The organism is Streptacidiphilus jiangxiensis (assembly GCF_900109465.1).
Lineage (GTDB): Bacteria > Actinomycetota > Actinomycetes > Streptomycetales > Streptomycetaceae > Streptacidiphilus > Streptacidiphilus jiangxiensis.
The window spans coordinates 1-22,716 of the sequence record NZ_FOAZ01000015.1 but is presented as its reverse complement, the minus strand read 5'-3'; the positions used below and the strand labels follow the sequence as shown (position 1 = coordinate 22,716).

20 protein-coding genes and 1 pseudogene are annotated in these 22,716 nt (G+C 71.0%); 11 read left to right on the top strand and 10 right to left on the bottom strand.

Going from position 1 to position 22,716, the window contains the following annotated elements; translation table 11 throughout:
• Positions 1-66 precede the first annotated feature (66 nt).
• The gene (locus tag BMY61_RS26085) at positions 67-1,089 is read left to right on the top strand and encodes a hypothetical protein (RefSeq protein ID WP_236656560.1); all 1,023 of its coding nucleotides are present in this window, start codon (positions 67-69) and stop codon (positions 1,087-1,089) included.
• Between the two features lie 6 nt (positions 1,090-1,095).
• Here the strand turns inward: BMY61_RS26085 and BMY61_RS26080 are convergent, their stop codons facing one another.
• Positions 1,096-2,085 (bottom strand): sigma-70 family RNA polymerase sigma factor, encoded by a 990-nt coding sequence (locus tag BMY61_RS26080; RefSeq protein WP_042455368.1) that lies wholly within the window; start codon positions 2,083-2,085, stop codon positions 1,096-1,098.
• 135 nt (positions 2,086-2,220) lie between these two features.
• Here BMY61_RS26080 and BMY61_RS26075 point away from each other — a divergent pair, with 135 nt between their 5' ends.
• On the top strand, positions 2,221-3,012 hold the full coding sequence (locus tag BMY61_RS26075) for an SDR family NAD(P)-dependent oxidoreductase (protein WP_042455365.1): 792 nt from the start codon (positions 2,221-2,223) through the stop codon (positions 3,010-3,012).
• Between the two features lie 66 nt (positions 3,013-3,078).
• Here BMY61_RS26075 and BMY61_RS26070 read toward each other — a convergent pair whose 3' ends face one another.
• Positions 3,079-4,668: an MDR family MFS transporter gene (locus BMY61_RS26070; protein WP_042455363.1), complete on the bottom strand. Its 1,590-nt coding sequence runs from the start codon at positions 4,666-4,668 to the stop codon at positions 3,079-3,081.
• 208 nt (positions 4,669-4,876) lie between these two features.
• Here BMY61_RS26070 and BMY61_RS26065 point away from each other — a divergent pair, with 208 nt between their 5' ends.
• Positions 4,877-5,794 (top strand): TrmB family transcriptional regulator, encoded by a 918-nt coding sequence (locus BMY61_RS26065; protein ID WP_063773354.1) that lies wholly within the window; start codon positions 4,877-4,879, stop codon positions 5,792-5,794.
• Here the strand turns inward: BMY61_RS26065 and BMY61_RS26060 are convergent.
• The 5 genes from BMY61_RS26060 to BMY61_RS26035 form a co-directional block, all read right to left on the bottom strand.
• On the bottom strand, positions 5,695-7,494 hold the full coding sequence (locus BMY61_RS26060; RefSeq protein ID WP_063773353.1) for an AMP-binding protein: 1,800 nt from the start codon (positions 7,492-7,494) through the stop codon (positions 5,695-5,697). The genes BMY61_RS26065 and BMY61_RS26060 overlap by 100 nt on opposite strands.
• A 247-nt stretch (positions 7,495-7,741) precedes the next feature.
• Positions 7,742-8,497 carry an aggregation-promoting factor C-terminal-like domain-containing protein gene (locus BMY61_RS26055; RefSeq protein WP_042455359.1) on the bottom strand — a complete coding sequence of 252 codons (756 nt, stop codon included), beginning with the start codon at positions 8,495-8,497 and terminating at the stop codon, positions 7,742-7,744.
• A gap of 401 nt (positions 8,498-8,898) precedes the next feature.
• Positions 8,899-9,144 carry a LapA family protein gene (locus BMY61_RS26050; protein ID WP_042455355.1) on the bottom strand — a complete coding sequence of 82 codons (246 nt, stop codon included), beginning with the start codon at positions 9,142-9,144 and terminating at the stop codon, positions 8,899-8,901.
• A 66-nt stretch (positions 9,145-9,210) separates the two neighbouring features.
• Positions 9,211-10,116, bottom strand: coding sequence for a MarR family winged helix-turn-helix transcriptional regulator (locus tag BMY61_RS48660; protein WP_082015451.1), 906 nt, complete (start codon positions 10,114-10,116; stop codon positions 9,211-9,213).
• 231 nt (positions 10,117-10,347) lie between these two features.
• Positions 10,348-10,941, bottom strand: coding sequence for a TetR/AcrR family transcriptional regulator (locus BMY61_RS26035; protein ID WP_042455352.1), 594 nt, complete (start codon positions 10,939-10,941; stop codon positions 10,348-10,350).
• Positions 10,942-11,048: 107 nt separating this feature from the next.
• Between BMY61_RS26035 and BMY61_RS26030 the strand changes: the two genes are divergently transcribed.
• The 8 genes from BMY61_RS26030 (at position 11,049) to BMY61_RS25995 (ending at position 19,012) form a co-directional block, all read left to right on the top strand.
• On the top strand, positions 11,049-12,065 hold the full coding sequence (locus BMY61_RS26030) for a phosphotransferase family protein (protein WP_042455349.1): 1,017 nt from the start codon (positions 11,049-11,051) through the stop codon (positions 12,063-12,065).
• Positions 12,065-13,279 (top strand): acyl-CoA dehydrogenase family protein, encoded by a 1,215-nt coding sequence (locus tag BMY61_RS26025; protein WP_042455346.1) that lies wholly within the window; start codon positions 12,065-12,067, stop codon positions 13,277-13,279. The genes BMY61_RS26030 and BMY61_RS26025 overlap by 1 nt, the downstream gene beginning before the upstream one ends.
• A 40-nt stretch (positions 13,280-13,319) precedes the next feature.
• A complete protein-coding gene (fabG, locus tag BMY61_RS26020; protein ID WP_042455343.1) occupies positions 13,320-14,078 on the top strand; it encodes a 3-oxoacyl-ACP reductase FabG in 759 nt (252 codons plus the stop codon).
• 164 nt (positions 14,079-14,242) lie between these two features.
• Positions 14,243-15,424, top strand: a complete 1,182-nt coding sequence (locus tag BMY61_RS26015; protein ID WP_042455340.1) for an acyl-CoA dehydrogenase family protein — start codon at positions 14,243-14,245, stop codon at positions 15,422-15,424.
• Complete coding sequence (locus BMY61_RS26010; protein WP_236656552.1) at positions 15,403-16,509, top strand: acyl-CoA dehydrogenase family protein; 1,107 nt, start codon at positions 15,403-15,405, stop codon at positions 16,507-16,509. Before BMY61_RS26015 ends, BMY61_RS26010 begins: the two co-directional genes overlap by 22 nt.
• 149 nt (positions 16,510-16,658) lie before the next feature.
• Complete coding sequence (locus BMY61_RS26005; RefSeq protein ID WP_042455334.1) at positions 16,659-17,399, top strand: SDR family oxidoreductase; 741 nt, start codon at positions 16,659-16,661, stop codon at positions 17,397-17,399.
• A gap of 274 nt (positions 17,400-17,673) precedes the next feature.
• Positions 17,674-18,594: a phosphatase PAP2 family protein gene (locus tag BMY61_RS26000; RefSeq protein ID WP_052439219.1), complete on the top strand. Its 921-nt coding sequence runs from the start codon at positions 17,674-17,676 to the stop codon at positions 18,592-18,594.
• A gap of 43 nt (positions 18,595-18,637) precedes the next feature.
• A complete protein-coding gene (locus BMY61_RS25995) occupies positions 18,638-19,012 on the top strand; it encodes a hypothetical protein (protein ID WP_042455331.1) in 375 nt (124 codons plus the stop codon).
• 48 nt (positions 19,013-19,060) lie between these two features.
• On the opposite strand, the gene BMY61_RS25990 is transcribed toward BMY61_RS25995, so the two are convergent.
• The 3 genes and pseudogenes from BMY61_RS25990 to BMY61_RS25980 form a co-directional block, all read right to left on the bottom strand.
• Positions 19,061-20,476 (bottom strand): aspartate aminotransferase family protein, encoded by a 1,416-nt coding sequence (locus tag BMY61_RS25990; RefSeq protein ID WP_042455329.1) that lies wholly within the window; start codon positions 20,474-20,476, stop codon positions 19,061-19,063.
• Entirely contained in the window at positions 20,466-22,415 is a 1,950-nt protein-coding gene (gene dxs, locus BMY61_RS25985; protein WP_042455326.1) for a 1-deoxy-D-xylulose-5-phosphate synthase, read from the bottom strand. Before dxs ends, BMY61_RS25990 begins: the two co-directional genes overlap by 11 nt.
• Positions 22,416-22,428: 13 nt before the next feature.
• Positions 22,429-22,716, bottom strand: a pseudogene (locus tag BMY61_RS25980) (flavodoxin-dependent (E)-4-hydroxy-3-methylbut-2-enyl-diphosphate synthase); the annotation flags it as partial.

The following is a 22,716-nucleotide window of genomic DNA, read 5'->3' as shown; positions in this document are numbered from 1 at the left end:
AGCAGTTCCCCGCACCCCTGGGGTGGTGCAACCGGCGGCGGCAGCGAGAGGGTGCAGACTGGAGCGGTGGGCACCATCAGCCGGCGCAGCGCGCTCGCCCTCGGCGCGGGGGTGGCCCTCGGCGTGGCCGGGTGCACGTCCTCCAGCGGTCACCCCAGCGCGGCCGGATCCCCGTCGAGCCGCTCGGCCACGCCGGCGGCGCCCGCCCCCTCCCCCACCCTGGCATCGCCCAGCTCCAGCCCCAGCCCCAGCCCGAGCGCGTCCGCGACGCTGCACCTCACCGCGCCCTGGCGGCCGAGTCCGAACGACGTCCAGCCCGAGGTGAAGCTGCGCGCCGTCCGGCTGATCGAGGCGCTCGGCACGTGGCCGGTCGGTGGTCAGGGCCTCGCCGCCGCGCGGAAGCGCGCGGCGGACGCCGGGTACGACCCGGCTCTGGCGGATCAGGCGGGCGGGCTGCTGGTGGCCGCGCCGGAGGCGGCCGTCCAGGTGCTGGAGGCACAGTACGGCGGGATCCTCTCCGACTCGGCCAGCGTCCTGGTCGTCTGCCGCCAGTACACGCCCGGCAACGACTCCGGCGGCACCACGGTGGACGTCCGCCTCAGCGCGGCGCAGCCGCAGTGGGACGTGACCGCGCTCCACCCCGCCACCCCCGGCCCGGCGGCCGCCTCGCTGACGACCGCGGCCCGGGCCGTCCTGGCCGACGTGGAGGCCATCACGCTCCCGCCCGCCGCCCACGCGGACGTACTGAGCGGCAACGTCCACGACAGCGCGCTGAACGGGCTGCTGACCCTGGCTCGCAGCCACCGCATCATGCTGAGCGTGGTCCGCTCCGGCCACCCCCTCTACGTCTTCGGCACCACCCGCCCCAGCGACCACCCCAAGGGCCGTGCCTTCGACGTCTGGACCATCGACGGCCACCCCGTCATCGACCCGGCCACCCCTCGTGCCCTCGTCGAGTCCTTCATGCGCGCCGCAGCCGCCGCCGGCTCCTACAACGTCGGCGGCCCGTACCTGCTGAGCGGCTCCGGCAACCAGTTCTTCAGCGACGACACCCACCACGACCACGTCCACGTGGGCTTCGACTACTGAGCGGCATCACAGCGTCTCCGGGAGGCCGAACCACGGCAGCACGCTGCCCTCGAAGCGGGAGGTCGCGCAGACGCGGTCGGCGCGCAGGGTGATGACGATGAGGCCGGTGCCGCGGCGGACGCCGGAGGGGGTGCGGAGGTAGGCGCCGAAGGCGGGTTGGCCGTTGGCGCGGGTGGGCAGCAGGTCGAAGGTGCGGCCCGCGCCGAAGAGGCCGGCGAGGAAGCGGCGGACCAGGGCACGGCCCTCGTACTCGAACGGGATGGGCGGCATCGACATGAAGACGTCGTCCGTGAACAGGCCGACCAGCGCCTCCAGATCGGCCGCCTCGTAGGCGGTGACGAAGCGGGCGACCAGCGCCTCCTCGGTCGGGGAGCCGGCGGCCGGGGCCGCGGAGGCGTCGTCGGGGCGGGCACGGCGCTCCAACGTCGCGCGGGCGCGCTTGAGCGCGCTGGTGACGGAGTCGACGGACACATCGAGCATCGCCGCGACCTCGCTCGCGTGGAAGCCGAGGACGTCGCGCAGGACGAGGACCGCGAGTTGACGGGGCGGCAGCAGCTGCAACGCCGTCACGAAGGCGAGCGAGACGGCCTCCCGCTGCTCGTAGCGGGCGTCGGGACCGGGCGGCGGGACGTCGCCCAGCAGCGCGTCGGGGTAGGGCTCCAGCCAGACCGCCTCGCCGAGACGGGTCGGCTCGGGCGGGACCATGCCGGGGACGTTCCACTCGCGCGCCGCGCGCCGCTTCGCCGAACGCAGGGTGTTCAGGCACCGGTTGGTGGCGATGCGGTAGAGCCAGGTGCGCAGCGAGGCGCGGCCCTCGAAGCCGTCGAGGCCCTGCCAGGCGGAGAGCAGTGTGTCCTGGAGGGCGTCCTCGGCGTCCTGCAGCGAGCCGAGCATGCGGTAGCAGTGCACCTGCAGCTCGCGCCGGTGCGGCTCGGTCAGCTGCCGGAACGCCTCACCGTCCCCGGCCCTCGCCCGATCGATCAGGTCGGCAGTCACGAACAGATCCTCCTCCGCGAGAACAGCACTCCCGTTACCGACACCACCCGGCCCGCTAACTGGGCGGTCCGCGAGCGCCCAGTTTCCCCGTCTCCGCCCCTCTACCTCACCAGGAGCACACGAGAGGAGCGGGACATGTTGCTCAAGGACAGGATCGCCGTGGTCTACGGGGCCGCGGGCGCGATCGGGAGCGCGACGGCACGGGCCTTCGCCGTGGAGGGGGCGCGGGTCTTCCTCACCGGGCACCGGCGGGAGCCGGTCGCGCTGGTCGCCAAGGAGATCATCGCCGCGGGCGGCCGCGCCGAGGCGGACGAGGTGGACGCGCTCGACGAGCGGGCCGTCGAGGACCACCTGCGGTCGGTGGTGGAGCGGGCGGGCCGGGTGGACGTGTCGTTCAACGCGGTGGGCTTCTGCGACCGGGGCATCCTCGGCACCCCGCTCACCGAGCTGGACGCCGACGCGTTCGTGCGCCCGATCGCCGACTACGCGCGCTCGTACTTCCTGACCGCGCGGATCGCCGCCCGGAACATGCTGCCGAACCGGTCGGGCGTGATCATGACGGTGACCGCGCTCCCGGCACGGATGGGCAGCGTACTGAACGGCGGCTACGGCGCCTCGGGCGCCGCCAAGGAGGCGCTGACGCGCGACCTCTCGGCGGAGCTCGCGCCCCAGGGCATCCGGGTGGTGGGCCTGCGTCCGCACGGCCTGCCGGACACGGCGACGCTGCGTGAGGCCTTCGAGGCCAAGGCGGAGCGCTCGGGCCTGAGCTGGGAGCAGTTCGAGGAGTACATCACCGGCTCGAGTCACACCCACCGGGCCATGACGGCCGACGAGGTGGCCCGCACGGCGGCCTTCGTGGCCTCCGACGGGGCCAGTGGGCTGACCGGCACCGTCGTCAATCTCTCGATGGGCCGCCTGGACGACTGAGGCCCCGGAAACGGCAGGGTGCCCGGGCCGCCGTGCGGCGGCCCGGGCACCCTCGCCGGCAGGACCTCAGTGCGCCGGCGGCGCGTCCGGGGCCGGACCGCCCAGGGACTTGAGCGGGATCTCCTTGAGCACCAGGGCGAAGCCCAGGGCGATCACGATGAACGGGACACCGACCAGGAACAGGTCACCGATGGCGTGCGCGAACGCCGACGTGACGTGCGTCTTGATCGGCGCCGGCAGGGCCTTGATGGCCTGGACGTTGTTGGTGTCCATGCCCTTCAGCGCACCCGCGCCCTTCGGGCTGTGGGCGAACTCCTGCTTGAGGTAGTGGGACAGACGGCTGGTGAGCACCGTGCCGAAGATCGCCGTCCCGATCGAGGCGCCGATCTGGCGGAAGAAGGTCGCCGAAGCGGTGGCGACGCCCATGTCACGGAAGTCGACCGAGTTCTGGATCGCCGTGACGAGCGTCTGCATCGTCAGGCCCAGGCCCGCGCCGAAGCCGAAGGCGAAGAGGGCGACCTGCCAGTACGGCGTGGTGTTGCCCAGCGTCGACAGCAGGAAGAGCGAACCGATGATCACCAGCGCGCCGACGATCGGATAGATCTTGTACTTGCCGGTCTTGGCCATGATCCGGCCGGAGGTGATGGCGGTGGCCATGATGCCCGCGACGGCGGGGAGCATGCCGAGGCCGGACTTGGTGGCCGACATGCCCTGCACGGCCTGGAGGTAGACCGGCAGGTAGATGATGCCGCCGAACATCGCGAAACCGGCGAAGAAGCCGAAGCCGTTGCCGGTCCGGAAGACCGGGTTGCGGAACAGCCGCATCGGCAGGATCGGCTCCTTGGCCCGCTGCTCGACCAGGACGAACAGCACCGTCAGCAGCACCGAGCCGAGGCACAGGGCCAGGCCCTGCCAGCTCATCCAGCCGTAGCTGGTGCCGGCCCAGTTCAGGTAGAGCAGCAGCGAGGTGACGGCGGTGACGATGAGCGTCGAGCCGAGGTAGTCGATCGAGTGCTCGCGACGGTTGACCGGGAGCTTGAGCGCGAAGGAGCAGACGACCAGCGCGCCGATGCCGACGGGCAGGTTGATGTAGAAGATCCAGCGCCAGCCGATGGAGTCGGTGAACCAGCCGCCGAGCAGCGGGCCGGCGACGCTGGAGAGGCCGAAGACGGCGCCCATCAGGCCCTGGTAGCGGCCACGCTCACGCGGGGGTATGACGTCGCCGATGATCGCGAAGGCGAGCGACATCAGACCACCGCCACCGATGCCCTGGATGGCGCGGAAGCCGATCAGCTCGCCCATGTTCTGGCTGAGGCCGGCCAGCGCCGAACCGATCAGGAAGATCACGATCGCGGCCTGGAAGATGCTCCGGCGGCCGTACAGGTCGGAGATCTTGCCCCAGAGCGGCGTGGCCGCCGTCGAGGTCAGCAGGTAGGCGGTGACCACCCAGGAGAGCTTGTCGATACCGCCGAGCTGGCTGACGATGGTGGGCAGCGCCGTGCCGACGATGCTCTGGTCGAGAGCCGCCAGCAGCATGCCGGCCATGAGGCCGCCCATGACGACCATGATCTGCTTGTGGCTGAGGTAGTTGGGGCCGTCGGCCGGAGCCTCCGGACCGGGCGGGGTGACCGGGGTGTCGGTCGTGATCTCTGACATGGCAGGCACGGTACTGCATGGGTAGGACAACCGATACGGCGGGGCTAGCCTTACGGCAAGTAAGCTCGCGGCAACCCGGACTTCGCCTGTTCACCCGCGCGTCGTCACCCCGTTTCGTCCGGAAAAATCCCACCGGTCGGCGCGTCGGCACCCCCAACTCGCGGATGGCGCTTGCCAGCACCCGCACTCCCGCCGCTAACGTGCCAGCATGCAGACGGACGATCGACGCGCAGCCGACCTGGAGGAGCTGGGCCTCACCAATTACGAGGCCCGGGTGTACCTCGCCCTGATCCGCCGCGACGTCTTCACCGCGGCCGAAGTCGCCAGGGAGGCGGGTGTACCCCGGCAGCGCGTCTACGACGTGCTCGAGGGGCTGATCCGTCGGCAGCTCGCCGTGCTTCACCCGGGCCGCGTTGCCGGCTACTCCGCGATCGCCCCGGACACCGCCGTCGAGCGGTTGATCGAGCAGCAGCGGCGCTCGCTGGGGCGGCTGGAGCGCCTCTCCACCGAGCTCGCCCGTGAACTCACGCCCACCTTCGACAGCGGTCGCACCCACACCGACCCGCTCGACTACGTCGAGGTGCTGCGGGACGCCAACGACATCGGCGAGCGCTTCGCGCGGCTGCAGACCACCGCCGAGCGGGAGCTGCTCAGCTTCTCCAAGCCGCCGTGGTTCACCCCGCCGGAGAACCTGGCCGGCCTGGAGGCCAGCGCCCGCCTGCACGCGGCGGGCCGCACCGTGCGCTCGCTCTACTCGCGCGAGGTCCTGGAGGACCCGGCGCTGGTCGAGGTGATGCACCTGTTCGTCGACGCGGGCGAGGAGATCCGCATCGCCGACGAGCTGCCGCTCAAGATGATCATCGCGGACGGCTCGACCGTGCTCTGCGACATGCCCGACCCGGTGGCCCGCGACAGCGCGACGACCTCGCTGTGCATCCGCCACCCCTCCCTGGCCGAGGCGCTGGCGCTGACGTTCCACTCCATCTGGGACCGCAGCCTGACGCTGTCCGAGGCCCTCAAGGACCGTCAGCCCACGGAGTCCGCGGCGGGCGCCGCGACCGGGTCGGCGGCAGCGGGCTCCCTGGAGGTCTCGAAGGCCGCGGAGCCGGACGACTCCCAGGCCTGATGCTCGTCCCGCAGCATTCGGCGCAGCACCTTGCCGAGCATGTTGCGGGGCAGCGGGTCCACCCGGAACTCCACGATCTTGGGCACTTTGTAGCCGGTGAGCCGAGCGGCGCAGTACTCGATCAGCGACCGCTCGGTGAGCCGGCTCCCCGGCCTCACGATCACGCACGCCTTGACCGTCTCGCCCCGGTAGGCGTCGGGCACGCCCACCACGGCGGCGTCCGCCACCGCCGGGTGCGCCAGCAGCACTTCCTCGATCTCGCTCGGGAAGATGCTGAATCCGGAGGCGATGATCACGTCGCGCTTGCGGTCGATGACGGTCACGAACCCGTCCGGGCTCATCACGGCGATGTCGCCGGTGAAGAGCCACCGGTCGTGCAGCATGGCGGCGCTGTCCTCGCGCTCGTGCCAGTAGCCCGCGAAGACCTGCGGCCCGCGCACCACCAGCTCCCCCGCCTCGCCCGGCGGTTGCTCCTTGCCCGGATCGTCCTCGGCGACGATCCGCACCTCGGTCCCCGGCAGCGGTATGCCGACCGTGCCCGGACGGGCGTTGGCGTTCAACGGGTTGGCCAGCACCACCGGCGAGGCCTCGGACAGCCCGTACCCCTCGACCAGGTGCGCCCCGGTCAGCTCGCGGAACCGGTCCACCGTCTCCGGCTCCAGCCGCATCGCACCGGAGATGCAGTAGCGCACCGAACGCAGCGCGCGCTTGACGGCCGGGCCGTGCTGCTCGGCCTCCTTCATCAACGCCTGGTACATCGGCGGCACCCCGGGAAAGAGCGTCGGCCGCCAGCGGCGCAGCGTCCTCACGACGAGCGCGGGATCGAAGTTCGGCAGCAGCACCGTCCGCGCGCCGGCGGTCGCGGCGACGCCGAGGCACATGGTCATGCCGTAGACGTGGAACATCGGCAGGCAGGCGAGCAGCGTCTCGCGCCCCGGGCGCAGCTGCGGATACCAGGCCCGCACCTGGTGGGCGTTGGCCACCAGGTTGCGATGGGTCAGCATGGCGCCCTTCGGCGTACCCGTGGTCCCGCCGGTGTACTGCAGCACGGCCACGGCGTTGCGCGGGCTCACCGGCCCCAGCGCGGGCCCGCCCTTGCGCGGCGGGCGTCGCGGCACGTCCGCGAAGCGGACCACGTCGGCACCGGCCGGCAGCGGGGTGGACAGCTTGCCGCGCAGCTCGCGCGAGCGCGCGACGGGCAGCCGCAGCGCGAGGCGCGCCCGCAGCGGCAGTGCGTCCGCCAGGGACGCGACGACGACGTGCCGCAGCGCGGTCCGCCCGCGCACCGCGTCGACCTGCGCGAAGGCGCCGTCGTGGACGACGGCGACGACGGCGCCGCTGTCCTTGAGCTGGTGCGCCAGCTCGGACTCGGTGTAGAGCGGATTGGTCGGCACGACGACCGCACCGAGCCGCAGGGTGGCGTAGAACGCCACGACGTACTGCGGACAGTTCGGCAGCACGAGCGCGACGCGGTCACCCCGCCCCACCCCCAGCGCGCGCAGCCCCTCGGCGAACCGCGCGACCTCGCGCCCGAGCGCGCGGTAGCTGGTCCGCCGCCCGAGGAACACGAGGGCGGTACGACGCCCGTACCGGGCCACCGCGTCGTCGAGCAGGCCATGCACGGGAATGTTGGGAATGCTGAGCTGCTGCGGCACGCCGCTCGCGTAGTACCTGTGCCACGCCTGACCGTTCCGGCCCACGTGCGCCCCCTCGCTGACGCGCGGTCTCACAGAGGGCAAGATCGTGGCAGGCCTACAGCCCGCTGACAAGAGCCACAACAGGGGCGCGAGGACTTCTGCGCAATGAGCCAGTGGCAACACCCAGGGGCGCGGGGTACTGCGCGACAAGCCACCGGCGTGCGGATGTCCCCCTTGGACAGGGCCATCCGCTCGTCAGTGGTTGTTCGCGCAGTTCCCCGCGCGCCTGAGGTCGCCGCAACGGAAGGGGTCAGTACCAGCCGTTCGCCTGCCAGAAGGACCAGGCGGCGTTGGGGCTGCCGTAGGTGCTGTTCATGTAGCTGAGCGCCCAGCGGATCTGCGTGGCCGCGCTGGTCTGCCAGTCGGCGCCCGCGGAGGCCATCTTGGAGCCCGGGAGGGCCTGCGCCAGGCCGTACGCGCCGGAGGAGGGGTTGGTCGCGGAGACGTTCCAGCCGCTCTCGTGGGAGATGATCTGGTCGAAGGAGGCCAGCTGGTCCGCCGGGACGATCTGGGCGGCGATCTCCTGCGGGCTGCCGGACGGGGCCGCCGGCGCCTGCTGCTGGATCGGCTGACGCTGCTCCGAGCGGTTCGCGGCGTCCTGCGCGGCACGCTGCGCCGCAGCCTTGTCCGCAGCGGCCTTCTCGGCGGCGGCCTTCTCCGCTGCCGCCTTGTCGGCCGCGGCCTTGTCGGCGGCCGCCTTCTCAGCCTCGGCCTTCTTCTCGGCGGCGGCCTTGTCGGCCGCAGCCTTCTCCGCCGCCGCCTTGTCCGCTGCGGCCTTCTCCGCTGCCGCCTTGTCGGCGGCGGCCTTGGCCGCTACCGCCTTGGCCGAGGCCTCGTGGGAGGCCTGGGCGTCGGCGCTGGCGACCACCGCCTTCGCGTTGGGGTCGGCGACAGCCGAGGACGCACCGTTGCCCGGGAGCGCCACCGCGGCGGTGGCGGCGAGACCCACGGCGGCGACGGAGCCGGCGATGGCGATGCCGCGCTTGCGCAGGTTCAGGGAGGGCATGGAAGGCATGAAGAAAGCTCTCAATCGGTTGGCTGGGCGGCCTGCCGACCTCGCCCGCAGCACGGGACAGGTGCGCTGCGGGGTCGGCGGCTGCCGTTGGCACGCCGGTTTCGGGCTGGTGCCGGACTGCGGGCAGGCCCTGCGAGCAACCTTCGATCGCGGGGCCGCCGTGACGACTCCGCCATTGATAACAAGCCGGATACGCCGGGTTCAAAGCGCCTTCTACTACGCGGGTCCGTAGTGGAACGGCGTAGTCGCCCCAGCGTGGGTGAGCTGCGAGGAAGATCGCCAGAGCGCGTAAGCCCCATGTGAAGGCCCTGCGGACGCCTCCGGCCGCCCCGGCAAACGATCAACTATCGGCGATCGTGGAAGAGAACCCGGCTGTGGCCGGGCTCACACTCTCAGCGGTTCTTCTCCCGGTACCGGCGGCCGAACCAGCCCAGCAACACGCCCACGAGCAGCATCACCGTGAGCCAGACCCACATCGACATGGTCACCGTGGCCATGCCCCAGAGGTGGATCTTCACCTTGGCGGTGTTCATCAGGATGAACCAGACCGCCAGGACCAACAGGACCGCGGCGCCGACCGTGCGCACGTTGACGGTGACTGGGCCGATCTTCCGCGCTCTGGTCTCGCTGTTCGCCATGGAAAAAGTGTGCGGGCGCCGCTTCCGCGACGCCCGCAGTGACATGCAGGAAAAACAGGAGAGAAGTCAGCGCACCAGCAGTCGGGCGGCGAGTGCGAGCAGGGTGAGGGTCCGCTCGCGCTCGATCTCGTCCAGGGGCTCCAGCAGACGCGCCTGGACCTCGGCGACGCCGGGGTTGACCTCCTCCAGCAGGCGGGCTCCACCGGGGGCCAGCGCCAGCAGGTTGCGGCGGCCGTCGGCGGGGTCGCGCCGGCGCAGCACCAGGCCACGGCGGACCAGGCGGCTGATCAGCTCGGCCATCGTGGCCTTGTCGAGCGAGGTGCGCTCGCCGACCGTGCGCTGGTCGATGTCCGGCTCGACGGAGAGGGCGTCCAGCACCGCGTGCTGCGGCGCGGTGAGCTCGCTGGAGACCAGCTCGGTCCAGAGCCGCGTGTGCACCTGCTGGGCCACACGGATCAGGTAGCCGATGACGCGTGGAGCATCCAGCAGCGGACGGGCGTCCACCATGGTCTCCAGCGCGAGGTTCTCCATCCGCGCCATGCGCGCCAGCGCCATCATCAGCTCGGAGCGCTCGGCCTCCGTGAGCGGCACCAGCAGCTCGCGCTGGACGACGGCGACGCCGTTCGAGGCCTCCTGCATGACCTGCTCACCGTGCGGCGAGAGGGTCAGCAGCTTGCGGCGCCCGTCGGCCGGGTCGCGGCGGCGCAGCACCAGGCCACGCCTGACCAGTCGGCCCACCATCTCGGCCATGGTCGCCTTGTCCAGCGACGCGCGCTCCCCGACCGTCCGCTGGTCGGCGCCCGGCTCCAGTGCCAGGGCGATGAGCGCGGCGTACTGGGGCGCGGTCAGCTCAGCCCCGACGTGCTCGGTCCACAACCGCGTGTGAACCTGCTGGGCTATGCGGATCAGCTGACCAGGCGACTGGGACAAGCGGATCGGCGTACCCGTCATGTCGATATCCCCCAGCACCATAGGACCGTCCTGAAGTGTTCCCGACGCTTTTGTCAGCCCTGTGGGTGGGCGCGTTCGGATGATGAGTCGGCGCGACCGTGGGCAGGCACCATGTGGGGGTCCTGTGTACGGAGTTTTCGGCCGGGCAGCCGTCGGCTGCTGGCCGACACTATACAAACCAGACAGACCAGAGCGACATGGCCCAGAGGGCTGCGATCCAATCGTGATCCGAGCCGATCGTTGGTGGTCGACTCAGATCGGTTGCAGGCTCCGAAGCAAAAGCTCGGCAAAGGACCCGCCGATCGCCTGCGGGGTCAGCGCCCCGTCCACTCGGTACCAGCTGCCCAGATGGTGCACGCCGCCGAAGAACTGATGGGTCACCAGATCCGCCGCAAGATCGTCCCGGAAGACTCCCGCGGCCTGCCCCTCCTCGATCAGCGCCCGGAACCGCTCGTGGTAACGGCGGCGGTCGGCCCGCACCTGGGCCTGGCGGTCCGGCGGGAGCATGTGGATGGAGCGGAAGGAGACCATGGCGTCGTCGAGGTTCTCCAGGGTGCTCACCACGACGTCCGCAGCCGCCTCGCGCAGCCGCTCGGCCACCGGGAGCGGGCCCTCCGCGATCTCCGCGAGGCGCTCCTGCTGCACCGAGAGCAGCCGCGTGTAGATCTGCTGGAGAAGGTCGTCCTTGGACGAGTAGTAGTGGTACATCGCCCCCTTGGTGACCCCGGCCAACTCGACGATGTCCTGGACCGAGGTGGGCGCGAAGCCCCGCTCGGCGAAGAGCCGGCTCGCGGCGGCCAGCAGCCGCTCCTGCACGGGGATCGCCATGTCGACGCGGGCTGTCATCGGCGTCCTCTTCTTCTCTGTCGTGTCGGCTCTGTGGTGTCAACGTGGTGCGGGCCACGCGCGAGCCACTCTAGTCGACATACCTACTAGTCGGTATCGTGACGGCCATGAGCACTCCGACGCCCCCGGGGCTGGATCTCGACCGGCTCCGCGCCCACCTCGGCACCGGGCCGCTGACGGCCACGCTGATCTCCGGTGGCAAGTCCAATCTGACCTACCGGCTCACCGACGGCAACCACCGGTGGGTGCTGCGTCGGCCGCCGCTCGGCCACGTGCTGGCCACCGCCCACGACATGGTGCGGGAGCACACCGTCATCGCCGCCCTCGCCACGACACCGGTGCCCGTCCCGCGCGTGCACCTGCTGTGCGAGGACACCGAGGTCGTCGGCGCTCCTTTCTATCTGATGGACGAGGTGCCCGGCACCGTCTACCGCACCGCCGACGACGCCGCCGGGCTCGGCGCGGAACGGGCCCGTGCCCTCTCCTTCCGACTGATCGACGTCCTCGCCGACCTGCACGCCGTCGAGCCCGCGGCGGCCGGCCTCGCCGAGTTCGGACGCCCGGACGGGTACATGGAGCGGCAGGTCTCGCGTTGGCACCGCCAGTTCGAGGCATCCCGCAGCCGCGACATCCCCGGCATGGAGGAGCTGCAGCAGCGGCTCAGCAAGGGCGTGCCCGCCCCGCAGCGGGCGACGGTCGTCCACGGCGACTACCGCCTCGACAACACCATCGCCGCCGACGACGACAGCATCGCCGCCGTCCTGGACTGGGAGATGGCCACCCTCGGCGACCCGCTCGCCGACGTCGGCCTGATGAAGGTGTACTGGGACATCGCCGGCAACATGCCCGGCAACCCCGTCGCCGGAGCCGTCAGCCCCGCCCTCGGCTTCCCCGCGATGGACGAGCTCGTCGAGCGCTACAGCGCCACCACCGGCCTCGACCTCACTCCCCTGCCCTGGTACACGGCCTTCGCCCAGTACAAGCTGGCGGTCATCGCCGAGGGCATCCACTACCGCTTCTCCCAGGGCAAGACCGTCGGCGACGGCTTCGCCCACCTCGGCGCGATGGTGCCGCCGCTGGTCGCGCTCGCCCTGGACACCATGAACGGGAAGGCGGGCGACTGATGGACTTCCGCTACGACGAGCGGACGCTCGAACTGCAGCAGCGGCTGCTGGCCTTCATGGACGAGTGCGTCTACCCGGCCGAGCCGGTCGCCGCGCAGCAGCTGCGCGAGGCCGACGACGTCTGGGCGCGCCCGGCCGTCATGGCCGAGCTGAAGGCCGAGGCGCGGCGGCGCGGGCTGTGGAACCTGTTCTTGCCCAACGCCGAGCACGGCGCGGGCCTGACCAACCTCCAGTACGCGCCGCTCGCCGAGATCACCGGCCGCAGCCCGTACCTGGCCCCCGAGGCGCTCAACTGCGCGGCCCCCGACACCGGCAACATGGAGGTGCTCGCCGAGTTCGGCACCCCCGCGCAGCAGAAGCGCTGGCTGACGCCACTGCTGGAGGGCGAGATCCGCTCCGCCTTCTGCATGACCGAGCCCGAGGTCGCCTCCTCCGACGCGAACAACATCGCCACCCGGATCGAACGGGACGGCGACTCCTATGTCGTCAACGGCCGCAAGTGGTGGTCCTCGGGTGCGATGAGCCCCGAGTGCGAGATCTTCATCGTCATGGGCCGCAGCAACCCCGACGCGGAGAAGCACCGCCAGCAGAGCATGATCCTTGTCCCACGCGACACCCCCGGGGTCGACGTGCGGCGCGGCATGGAGGTCTTCGGCTACACCGACGGCGCCCACGGCGGCCACGCCGAGATCGTCTTCACCGACGTCCGCGTCCCGGCCGAGAACCTCATCGCGGGGGAAGGCCTCGGCTTCGCCATCGCCCAGGCCCGGCTGGGTCCGGGCCGGATCCACCACTGCATGCGCCTGATCGGCATGGCCGAGCGGGCCGTGGAGCTGATGTGCCGCCGGGTCGTCTCCCGCACCGCCTTCGGCAAGCCGCTGGCCGAGCAGGGCGTGGTCCAGGAGTGGATCGCGGAGTCCCGGGTGCGGATCGAGCAGCTGCGGCTGCTGGTGCTGAAGACCGCCTGGCTGATGGACACCGTCGGCAACAAGGGCGCCCACACCGAGATCCAGGCCATCAAGATCGCCACCCCGGCGACGGTCGAGTGGATCCTCGACAAGGCCATCCAGGCCCACGGCGCGGGCGGCATCTCCCAGGACTACCCTCTCGCCCAGCTCTGGGCCGCCGCGCGGACGCTGCGCTTCGCCGACGGCCCCGACGAGGTCCACAAGCGGTCGCTGGCGCGCCGCGAACTCAAGCCCTACCTCGCCTGACCACTCCCCTCTCACCACTCACCTCAGGAGAACCCCCCTCATGACCGAGCAGAACCGCGTCGCCATCGTCACCGGAGCGGCGCGCGGCATCGGCGCCGCCACCGCCATCCGCCTGGCCGCGGACGGCTTCGCCGTCGCGGTGATCGACCTGGAGGAGGCGGCCGGAAAGGACACCGTCGAGAAGATCACCGCCGCCGGTGGCCGCGCCATCGCGGTGGGCGCGGACGTCAGCAACGGCGAGCAGGTCGCCGCCGCGGTCGAGCGCGTCGTGGCCGAGCTGGGCGCGCCGGTGGTCCTGGTCAACAACGCCGGTGTGCTGCGCGACAACCTGCTGTTCAAGATGTCCGAGTCGGACTGGGACACCGTCATGAACGTGCACCTCAAGGGCGCGTTCCTGATGTCCAAGGCCTGCCAGAAGCACATGGTCGACGCCGGCTACGGCCGCATCGTCAACCTGTCCTCCTCCAGCGCGCTGGGCAACCGCGGCCAGGCCAACTACAGCGCCGCGAAGGCGGGTCTGCAGGGCTTCACCAAGACGCTCTCCAAGGAGCTCGGCAAGTTCGGCATCACCGCGAACGCGGTGGCGCCGGGCTTCATCGCCACCGACATGACCGCGGCGACCGCGGAGCGCGTCGGGATGGGCTTCGAGGAGTTCAAGGCGGCGGCCGCGACGATGATCCCGGTCAACCGCGTCGGCGTCCCGGACGACATCGCCCACACCGTCTCCTTCCTCGTCAGCGAGGGCGCGGGCTTCGTCTCCGGCCAGGTCATCTACGTCGCCGGCGGCCCGCTGGACTAGCACATTCAGTTGCACGACCCAGGGGCGCGGGGAACTGCGCGACAAGCCACCCACCCACGTGGCGGGCCGAACGTGGGGGACCATCCGCACACCGGTGGTTGCTCGCGCAGTTCCTCGCGCCCCTGGGGAGTGCAACCCATTCAGAGTCGAAAGGTGATCGTCTCGTGGATGCTGAACTGACCCGCGCGATCGGCGACTTGCTGGCCGCGCACGACCCCGCGACCACTCCCGTCGCGGACTTCCTCGGGGCCCGGTTCGACGCCGGGCTGGCGTGGGTGCACTTCCCCGAAGGCCTCGGTGGCCGCTCCGCGCCCAGAGCGACACAGCAGGAGGTGAACGACGCCTTCGCCGCTGCCGGGGCCCCCACGCTCGACAGCGGGCGACACGGCATCGGCCTCGGCATGGCCGCGCCCACGCTGCTCGCGCACGGGAGTGAGGAGGTACGGCGCCGCTTCCTGCGGCCCCTGTGGACCGGGGAGGAGGTCTGGTGCCAGCTCTTCTCCGAGCCCGGCGCCGGCTCGGACCTCGCCGCGCTCGGCACCCGCGCCGTGCAGGAGGAGGAGACCGGCGACTGGATCGTCGACGGTCAGAAGGTGTGGACCTCCCTCGCCCACGAGGCCGACTGGGCGATCCTGGTCACCCGCACCGACCCCGACGTGCCCAAGCACCGCGGCATGACCTACTTCGTCTGCGACATGCACGCCCCCGGCGTGGAGGTCCGGCCGCTGCGGCAGGCCACCGGGGAGGCGGAGTTCAACGAGGTCTTCCTCTCCGGCGTCCGCATCCCCGACGCGCACCGGCTCGGCGCCGTGGGGGACGGCTGGCGCGTCGCGCAGACGACGCTGATGAACGAGCGGGTCGCCATCGGCGGGCACGCCGAACCCCGCGAGGGCGGAATGATCGGCGTCCTCGCCCGCACCTGGCGCGAACGCCCCGACCTGCACACGCCCGCCCTCCAGGACGCGGTACTGCGGCTCTGGGTCGACGCCGAGGCCGCGCGCCTCACCTCGGAGCGCCTGCGGCAGCAGCTCGCCGCCGGGCAGCCGGGGCCCGAGGGCAGCGCCGCGAAGCTCGCCTTCGCCCGGCTCAACCAGCAGATCTCCGGCCTGGAGCTGGAGCTGCTCGGCGCGGAGGGTCTGGAGTACGAGGACTACTCGTTCCGCCGACCCGCCAACCCGTCGATGATCGGCGGCAGCCCCGGCTACCGCTACCTGCGGGCCAAGGGCAACTCGATCGAGGGCGGCACCTCGGAGATCCTGCGCGGCATCATCGCCGAACGGGTGCTGGGCCTGCCACAGGAGATCCGCGTCGACAAGGACGTCGCATGGAAGGACCTGCCCCGATGAGCGGCCTGGACCTGAACTACTCCGAGGTCGAGGAGGAACTGCGGGCCAACGTCCGCGCCCTCCTGGCCGACCGGGCACCCGCGAACGTGACCCTGGCCCGCACCGAGGCGGAGCAGACCACCGACCTCGCGCTCTGGCGGTCCCTCGCCGACGAGTTGGGTGTCACCGGCCTGCCGGTGCCCGAGGAGCTGGGCGGCGCAGGGGCGAGCTGGCGGGAGACGGCCGTCGTGCTGGAGGAGCTCGGCCGCGCCGTCGCGCCCGTGCCCTTCTTCGGCAGTTGTGTCCTCGCGACGGCCGCGCTGCTGGCCGTCGGCGAGCGCAAGGTGCTGTCGCAGCTGGCCTCCGGCGAGGCGGTCGGGGCGCTGACGGTGCCGTTCGCGACCGCGCCCGGCCCGGGTTTCCCCTCGGGCGTCCACGCGGACGACGGCCTGTTGTCCGGCACGGTCCGCCACGTGGCCGACGCCCTGGTGGCCGACGTCCTGCTGGTTCCGGCGCTCGCCGGGGACGGCACCCCGGAGCTGTACCTGGTGACGGGCGCTCAGGTCGAGCCGATGGTGTCGCTCGACATGACCCGCCAACTCGCCGTGGTCACCCTCGACAGGGTCGAGGGCGTCCTGCTCGCCTCCGGCGCGGAGGCCGCCGCCGCGGTCGGCCTGGCGCTGGAGACCGGCGCGGCGTTGCTCGCGAGCGAGCAACTGGGCGTCGCGGAGTGGGCGCTGACGACGACGGTCGCCTACGCGAAGGAACGGCATCAGTTCGGGCGGCCGATCGGCGGCTTCCAGGCGGTCAAGCACCGGTTGGCGGACCTGTGGGTCCTGGTCAGCCAGATGCGCGCGGTGGCGCGCGCAGGCGCGGACGCCGCCGCGAGCGGCGCGGACCTCCCACTGACCGCGGCCCTGGCCCAGGCGTTCGCCTCGGGCGCCGCGGTCACGGCGACGGAGGAGGCGGTGCAGCTCCACGGCGGCATCGGCTTCACCTGGGAGCACCCGGCCCACCTCTACCTCAAGCGCGCCAAGAGCGCGTCGCTGGCCCTGGGAACGGCGGATCGCCACCGCGCGCGGATTTCTGAGTTGATCAACCTTTAGTTGCACCATCCAGGGGCGCGGGGAACTGCGCGACAAGCCACCGACGAGCAGATGGTCCCCCAGTAGCAGGGCCCTCCGCACCGGGTGGTCCCTCGCGCAGTTCCCCGCGCCCCTGAGGAGAGCGCAACATCCCGTAGATAGGAAAGCTCATGTCCAAGGTCGCAATCGTCACCGGCGGGAGCCGGGGTATCGGGTTCGCTGCCGCCCAGGCACTCGTCGAACGCGGGGACCGCGTGGTGATCACCGGCCGCGACGCCGCGTCCCTCGACGCAGCCGTCGCCGCGCTCGGTTCGCAGAACGCTCTCGGCGTCGCGGGCAAGTCGCACGACCCCGCGCACCGCGCGGACACCGTCGAGCGCGCGATGGAGGCCTTCGGGCGGATCGACTTCCTGGTCAACAACGTCGGCACCAACCCGGTCTACGGCACCATGGTCGATCTGGATCTCGACGCCGCGCGAAAGATCCTCGACATCAACGTCGTCGCCACCCTCGGGTGGGTGCAGCTCGTGCACCGGGCCTGGCAGGGGGAGCACGGCGGGGCGATCGTCAACGTGTCCTCCGTTTCGGCCCTGGGGCCGGCCCCGGGGATCGGGATGTACGGGGCCAGCAAGGCCGCCCTGATGCAGTTGACGCAGCAGCTCGCGCACGAACTCGCGCCGAAGGTACGGGTGAACGCGGTCGCGCCGGCGGTGGTGCGGACGAAGTTCGCGGAGGCACTGTTCGCGGGGCACGAGGAGCAGGTGGTGAAGAACTACCCGCTGGGCCGCCTCGGCGAGCCGGAGGACGTGGGCGGCACGATCGCGTTCCTGCTGTCCGAGCAGGCCGCTTGGATCACCGGGCAGACGCTCGTGCTGGACGGCGGGCTGATGTTGAACGCAGGGCTGTCCTGAAAGGCCCACCGGCCGAAATAGGACGGAATGCCTCCGGTGCCACAGCGAATTCATACCTCAGGCGTCGGAGGTAAATCCGTGCGGCGCGCATTCCCACGGAATCGCGCGCCCAAACCGCCCAGCGATCAAGGATGATGCAGATCACATCCCCTGGCGGTCATCCTCGAAAAAGAGACGACACTTATTCAGATCCGACAATCCACCAGGTCACATGGTTGTCACGAAGATGACCTGGACGTCTGAGTTGAAGACGAAACACTGTAACGTCGAAGGGGTGCGTAGCCAGAGGACCGAGGGGACACTGCTCGAGCGGGGGCCCGACCAGTCGAACGAGCAGCCGCCCAGCAGAGAGCGCTGGCGGCCGCTGAGCCGTACCCACAAGATCCTCTTCGCGGTCAACCTGGTCGCCTACGCCACGATCATCGTCGCCGTCTTCTCCACCTCCCGCCTGGTCGCGCTCGACTGGGAGGTCTTCAACTGGCGGCCCTACGAGCACTGGCCCGCGCTCTGGAACTTCCTGAACTACTACGTCATAGCCGGGCAGCGCGGCCCGGTGGCGATCGTGGTCTCGGGCTGGCTCAGCTGGCGCTGCTGGCGGACCAGGTCCTGGCGCCCGCTGCTGGTGCTGGGGGTGGCGCTGGTCCTGCTGAACATGTCCGTGGGAGCGGTCAAGATCGGTACGGGTCGGCTGGGGCCGCACTACGCGCACGTCTACGGCTCCAACGAGATCTTCCTCGGCGGTGACATATTCCCGTCCGGCCACACCGCGAACGCGGTGGTGACCTGGGGGGTGCTGGCCTATCTCGCGACCCGCTGGCGCCGCACCGGCGCCGTCCTGGCGGGGTGGACGGCCATCACGGTCGGCGCGACGACGGTCTACCTGGGCACGCACTGGGTCACCGACGTCCTGGCCGGCTGGTGCGCGGGCGCGCTGGTGCTGCTGATCCTGCCGCTCTTCGAGCCGATCATCACCAGCGCCGACGAGCGGATGCGCGGGTACTGGACCACCGGGATCGCCCCGTGGCTGCGCGAGCGCTTCGGCGGACGCGGACCCTTCCGCGGCAGGCGGGACGAGCTCGACGAGCTCGACCTCTTCCCGACGCACTCCGACCAGATCCGGAAGCCCGTACCCGTGGCGCGTGATCATCGGGAGCTCGCATCCCGTAACAGTCGGTCAATTCCGATCGTATATTGACATTCCGCCTGGGCCTTCGAATGCCGCTTCTAAAGTCTCCGCCATGGCGAACATGGAAACGGCACTCAAGGACGCGATGGGCATCGAAGGCGCCATCGGCGTCGCGCTCGTCGACTACAACAGCGGCCTGGCTCTCGGGACGCTGGGCACCGGCACCGAGCTCGACCTCAACGTCGCGGCGGCGGGCAACACGGACGTCGTCCGGGCAAAGATGCGCACCATGGAGATGCTCAATCTCCACGGCGAGGCCATCGAGGACATCCTGATCACGCTGACCCAGCAGTACCACCTGATCCGCCCGCTCACGCACAAGGGCAGCCAGGGCATCTTCCTCTACCTGGCCCTCGACCGGCAGCGTTCGAACCTGGCCATGGCTCGCCACATCATCCGCAAGATCGAGGAGAACCTCGAGGTCTGACGCGCGTCGGGGGTGCGGGAGCCGGCCCCCACCCCCGAGCGACGACAGCTATCGCGCGGCGACGGCCTGCTTGATCAGCGTCTTGCCGAAGTCCCGCATCAGCCCCGTCCCACTGTGGGCCTCGTCCATGATCTCCTCGAAGGCGGAGACGAAGCGGTCCACCTCGGCCTCGCCGATGATCAGCGGCGGGATCAGCTTGATGACCTCCAGGTGGTCGCCGGAGACCTGGGTGAGGATGCGGTGCCGCTGCATCAGCGGCACGACCACCATCTGCGCGAAGAGCCCCTTCCGGGCCGCCTGGAGGGCGGACCAGCCGGTGCGCAGCTTGAGCGACTGCGGCTTGCCGAACTCGATGCCGATCATCAGCCCGCGCCCGCGGACGTCGGCCAGCATCTCGTACTTCGGCTTCAGCGCAGCCAGGCGCTCGCGGAACAGGTCGCCCACGCGGCGGGCGTTCGCGACGACCTTCTCGTTCTCGAAGACGTGCAGGGTGGCCAGGCCGGCGGTCATGGCGAGGGTGTTGGAGCCGAAGCTCGCGGAGTGGACGAGCACCCGGTCCATCGACGAGTAGACCTTCTCGAAGATCCACTCCTTGCCCAGCGTCGCGCCGACCGGGACGTAACCCCCCGACAGCGCCTTGGCCACGCAGACGAGGTCCGGCTCGACACCGGCCTCGTGCTGGTAGGCGAAGAAGTCGCCGGTGCGGCCCATGCCCGTCTGCACCTCGTCGGCGATGAGCAGCGCCTTGTACTTGTGCAACAGCTCCTGCGCGGCGCGCAGGTAGCCGTCGGGGGCGGCGTGGACGCCCTTGCCCTGGATCGGCTCGACGATCAGCGCGGCGACGTCGCCCTTCTTCAGCTCGCGCTCCAGCCGCTCCAGATCGCCCAGCGGGATGGCGGTGTCCGGCAGCAGCGGGGCGAAGCCCTTGCGGAAGCCGTCCTCGCCGTTGACCGACAGGGAGCCGGTGGTCAGGCCGTGGAAGGCGTGGTCGCAGAAGAGCACCCGCGGCTTGCCGGTGGCGTAGCGGGCGAACTTCAGCGCCGTCTCGACGGCCTCGGTGCCGCTGTTGCCGAAGAAGACGCGGTCCAGGTGCGGGGTGTAGGAGAGCAGCTTCTCGGCCAGCAGCCCGGGCAGCGGCTGGCAGTCGAAGCGGGTGAGGTCGGCCAGCTCCAGGTCGGTCACCTGGTGCAGGGCGTCGCGGACCACCGGGTGGTGCCGGCCCAGGGCGAAGATGCCGAACCCGGCCAGCATGTCGAGGTAGTCGTTGCCCTCGGCGTCGTAGAAGTACGCGCCCTTGGCGTGGTCGTAGACCTTGTCGAAGCCGATGGTGTGCAGCATCCGCGGCAGCTGGTGGTTCAGGTGCTCGGCGTGCAGCCGGTAGCGCTCCGCCCCGCGCTCCTTGAGCAGCGCCTCCACGTCGAACTTCGGGCTGGTCGGGCTGGTCCCGGTCGGCTCAGCTGCCATGGTGCTGTTCCCCTCCCACACTGTCGGGCGACAAAAGGTCGTGGCCCTCCACCAGGCCCAGGGCCTTGGCGAAGCCGGCGGTCTGGGCCGCGATGCCCGGACCGGTGAGTCCGATCTCGTCCAGGATCTCACCGCGGGCCGCGTGATCCAGGAAGCGCTGCGGAATGCCGAGTTCGCGCGTCGGCACGTCGAGGTCGGCGTCGCGCAGCGCCTGCGCGACCGCTGCACCGACGCCGCCGACGCGGCCGTTGTCCTCGACCGTGACGACGAGCCGGTGCCGGGCGGCGAGCTCGACCAGGGCCGGGTCGACGGGCTTGACCCAGCGCGGGTCGACGACGGTGGTGCCGAGCCCCTCGGCGGTCATCAGCGCGGCCGCGTCCAGACAGGCGGAGGCCATGGTGCCGACGGCGACGAGCAGCACCTCCGGCATGCGACCCGTCGGCCCCGTGCGCAGCAGCACGTCGACGCCGCCGATCCGCTCCTCCGCCTCGATCGGCGGCCCGACCTCGGCCTTCGGGTAGCGGACCACGGTGGGCGCGTCGTCGACCTCCAGCGCCTCGCGCAGCTCGGCGCGCAGCTGTTCGGCGTCGCGCGGCGCGGCGATCCGCAGGCCGGGCACGACCTGGAGGATCGACAGGTCCCACATTCCGTTGTGGGAGGCGCCGTCGGTGCCGGTGACCCCGGCGCGGTCCAGGACGAACGTCACGCCGCAGCGGTGCAACGCACAGTCCATCAACACCTGGTCGAAGGCCCGGTTGAGGAAGGTGGCGTAGACGGCGACGACGGGGTGCAGACCGCCGGTGGCCAGCCCGGCCGCCGAGACGGCGGCGTGTTGCTCGGCGATGCCGACGTCGTAGATCCGGTCCGGGAACTCGCGGGCGAAGGCCTGCAGGCCGACGGGCGCGAGCATGGCCGCGGTGATCGCGACCACGTCCTCGCGCTCCTTGCCGATCGCGACCATCTCCTTGCCGAAGACGGACGTCCACGAGACGCCCGTGGACGGCCGCAGCGGCTCACAGGTGATCGGGTCGATCGCGCCGACCTGGTGGAAGTGGTCCGCCTCGTCGAGCTCGGCCGGACGGTAGCCGCGGCCCTTCTCGGTCAGGCAGTGCACGATGATCGGCCCGCCGAAGCCGCGGGCCCGGCGCAGCGCCGACTCGACGGCGGCGATGTCGTGGCCGTCGATCGGGCCGAGGTACTTCAGGCCCAGGTCCTCGAACATGCCCTGCGGCGAGGAGGCGTCCTTGTAGCCCTTCTTCGCGCCGTGCAGGGCGTCGTAGATCGGGCCGCCGACGACCGGCGTGCGCTGCAGCGCGTCCTTGCCCCAGGAGAGGACCTTCTCGTAGCCCTGGGTGGTACGCAGCGTGGCGAGGTGGTTGGCCAGGCCGCCGATCGTCGGTGCGTAGGAGCGCTCGTTGTCGTTGACGACGATGACGACGGGACGGTCGCTCGCCTCCGCGATGTTGTTCAGCGCCTCCCAGGCCATGCCGCCGGTCAGCGCGCCGTCGCCGGTGACGGCGACGACGCACCGGTCCTCGTGGCCGAGCCGCTGGTTGGCCTTGGCCAGCCCGTCGGCGTAGCCGAGGACGGTGGAGGCGTGCGAGTTCTCGATCACGTCGTGCTCGGACTCGCTGCGGGAGGGGTAGCCGGAGAGGCCGCCGCTGGTCTTGAACCCGTCGAAGTCCTGCCGCCCGGTCAGCAGCTTGTGGACGTAGGACTGGTGCCCGGTGTCGAACAGGATCCGGTCCTTGGGCGAGTCGAAGACCCGGTGCAGGGCGATGGTCAGCTCGACCACCCCGAGATTGGGCCCGAGGTGTCCGCCCGAACGGGTGACGGCGTCGATCAGGAACTCCCTGATCTCCTCCGCGAGCCGCGGGAGTTCCGAGGGCGGCAGCAGGCGCAGGTCGCGGGGGCTGCGGATGGATTCCAAGAGGGACATCGGTCCACCTTCCCTACGGCGCCGCGACGACGGTCGGGCTGCCGCCCTCCGCCGTCTCCTGCATCTGCTCGGCCAACTTGAGGGCCTCCTCGATCAGGGTCTCCACGATCTTCGACTCCGGCACGGTCTTGATGACCTCGCCCTTGACGAAGATCTGGCCCTTGCCGTTGCCGGACGCGACACCGAGATCGGCCTCCCGGGCCTCGCCCGGGCCGTTCACGACGCAGCCCATCACGGCGACGCGCAGCGGCACCTCCATGCCCTCGAGCCCGGCGGTGACCTCCTCCGCGAGCTTGTACAC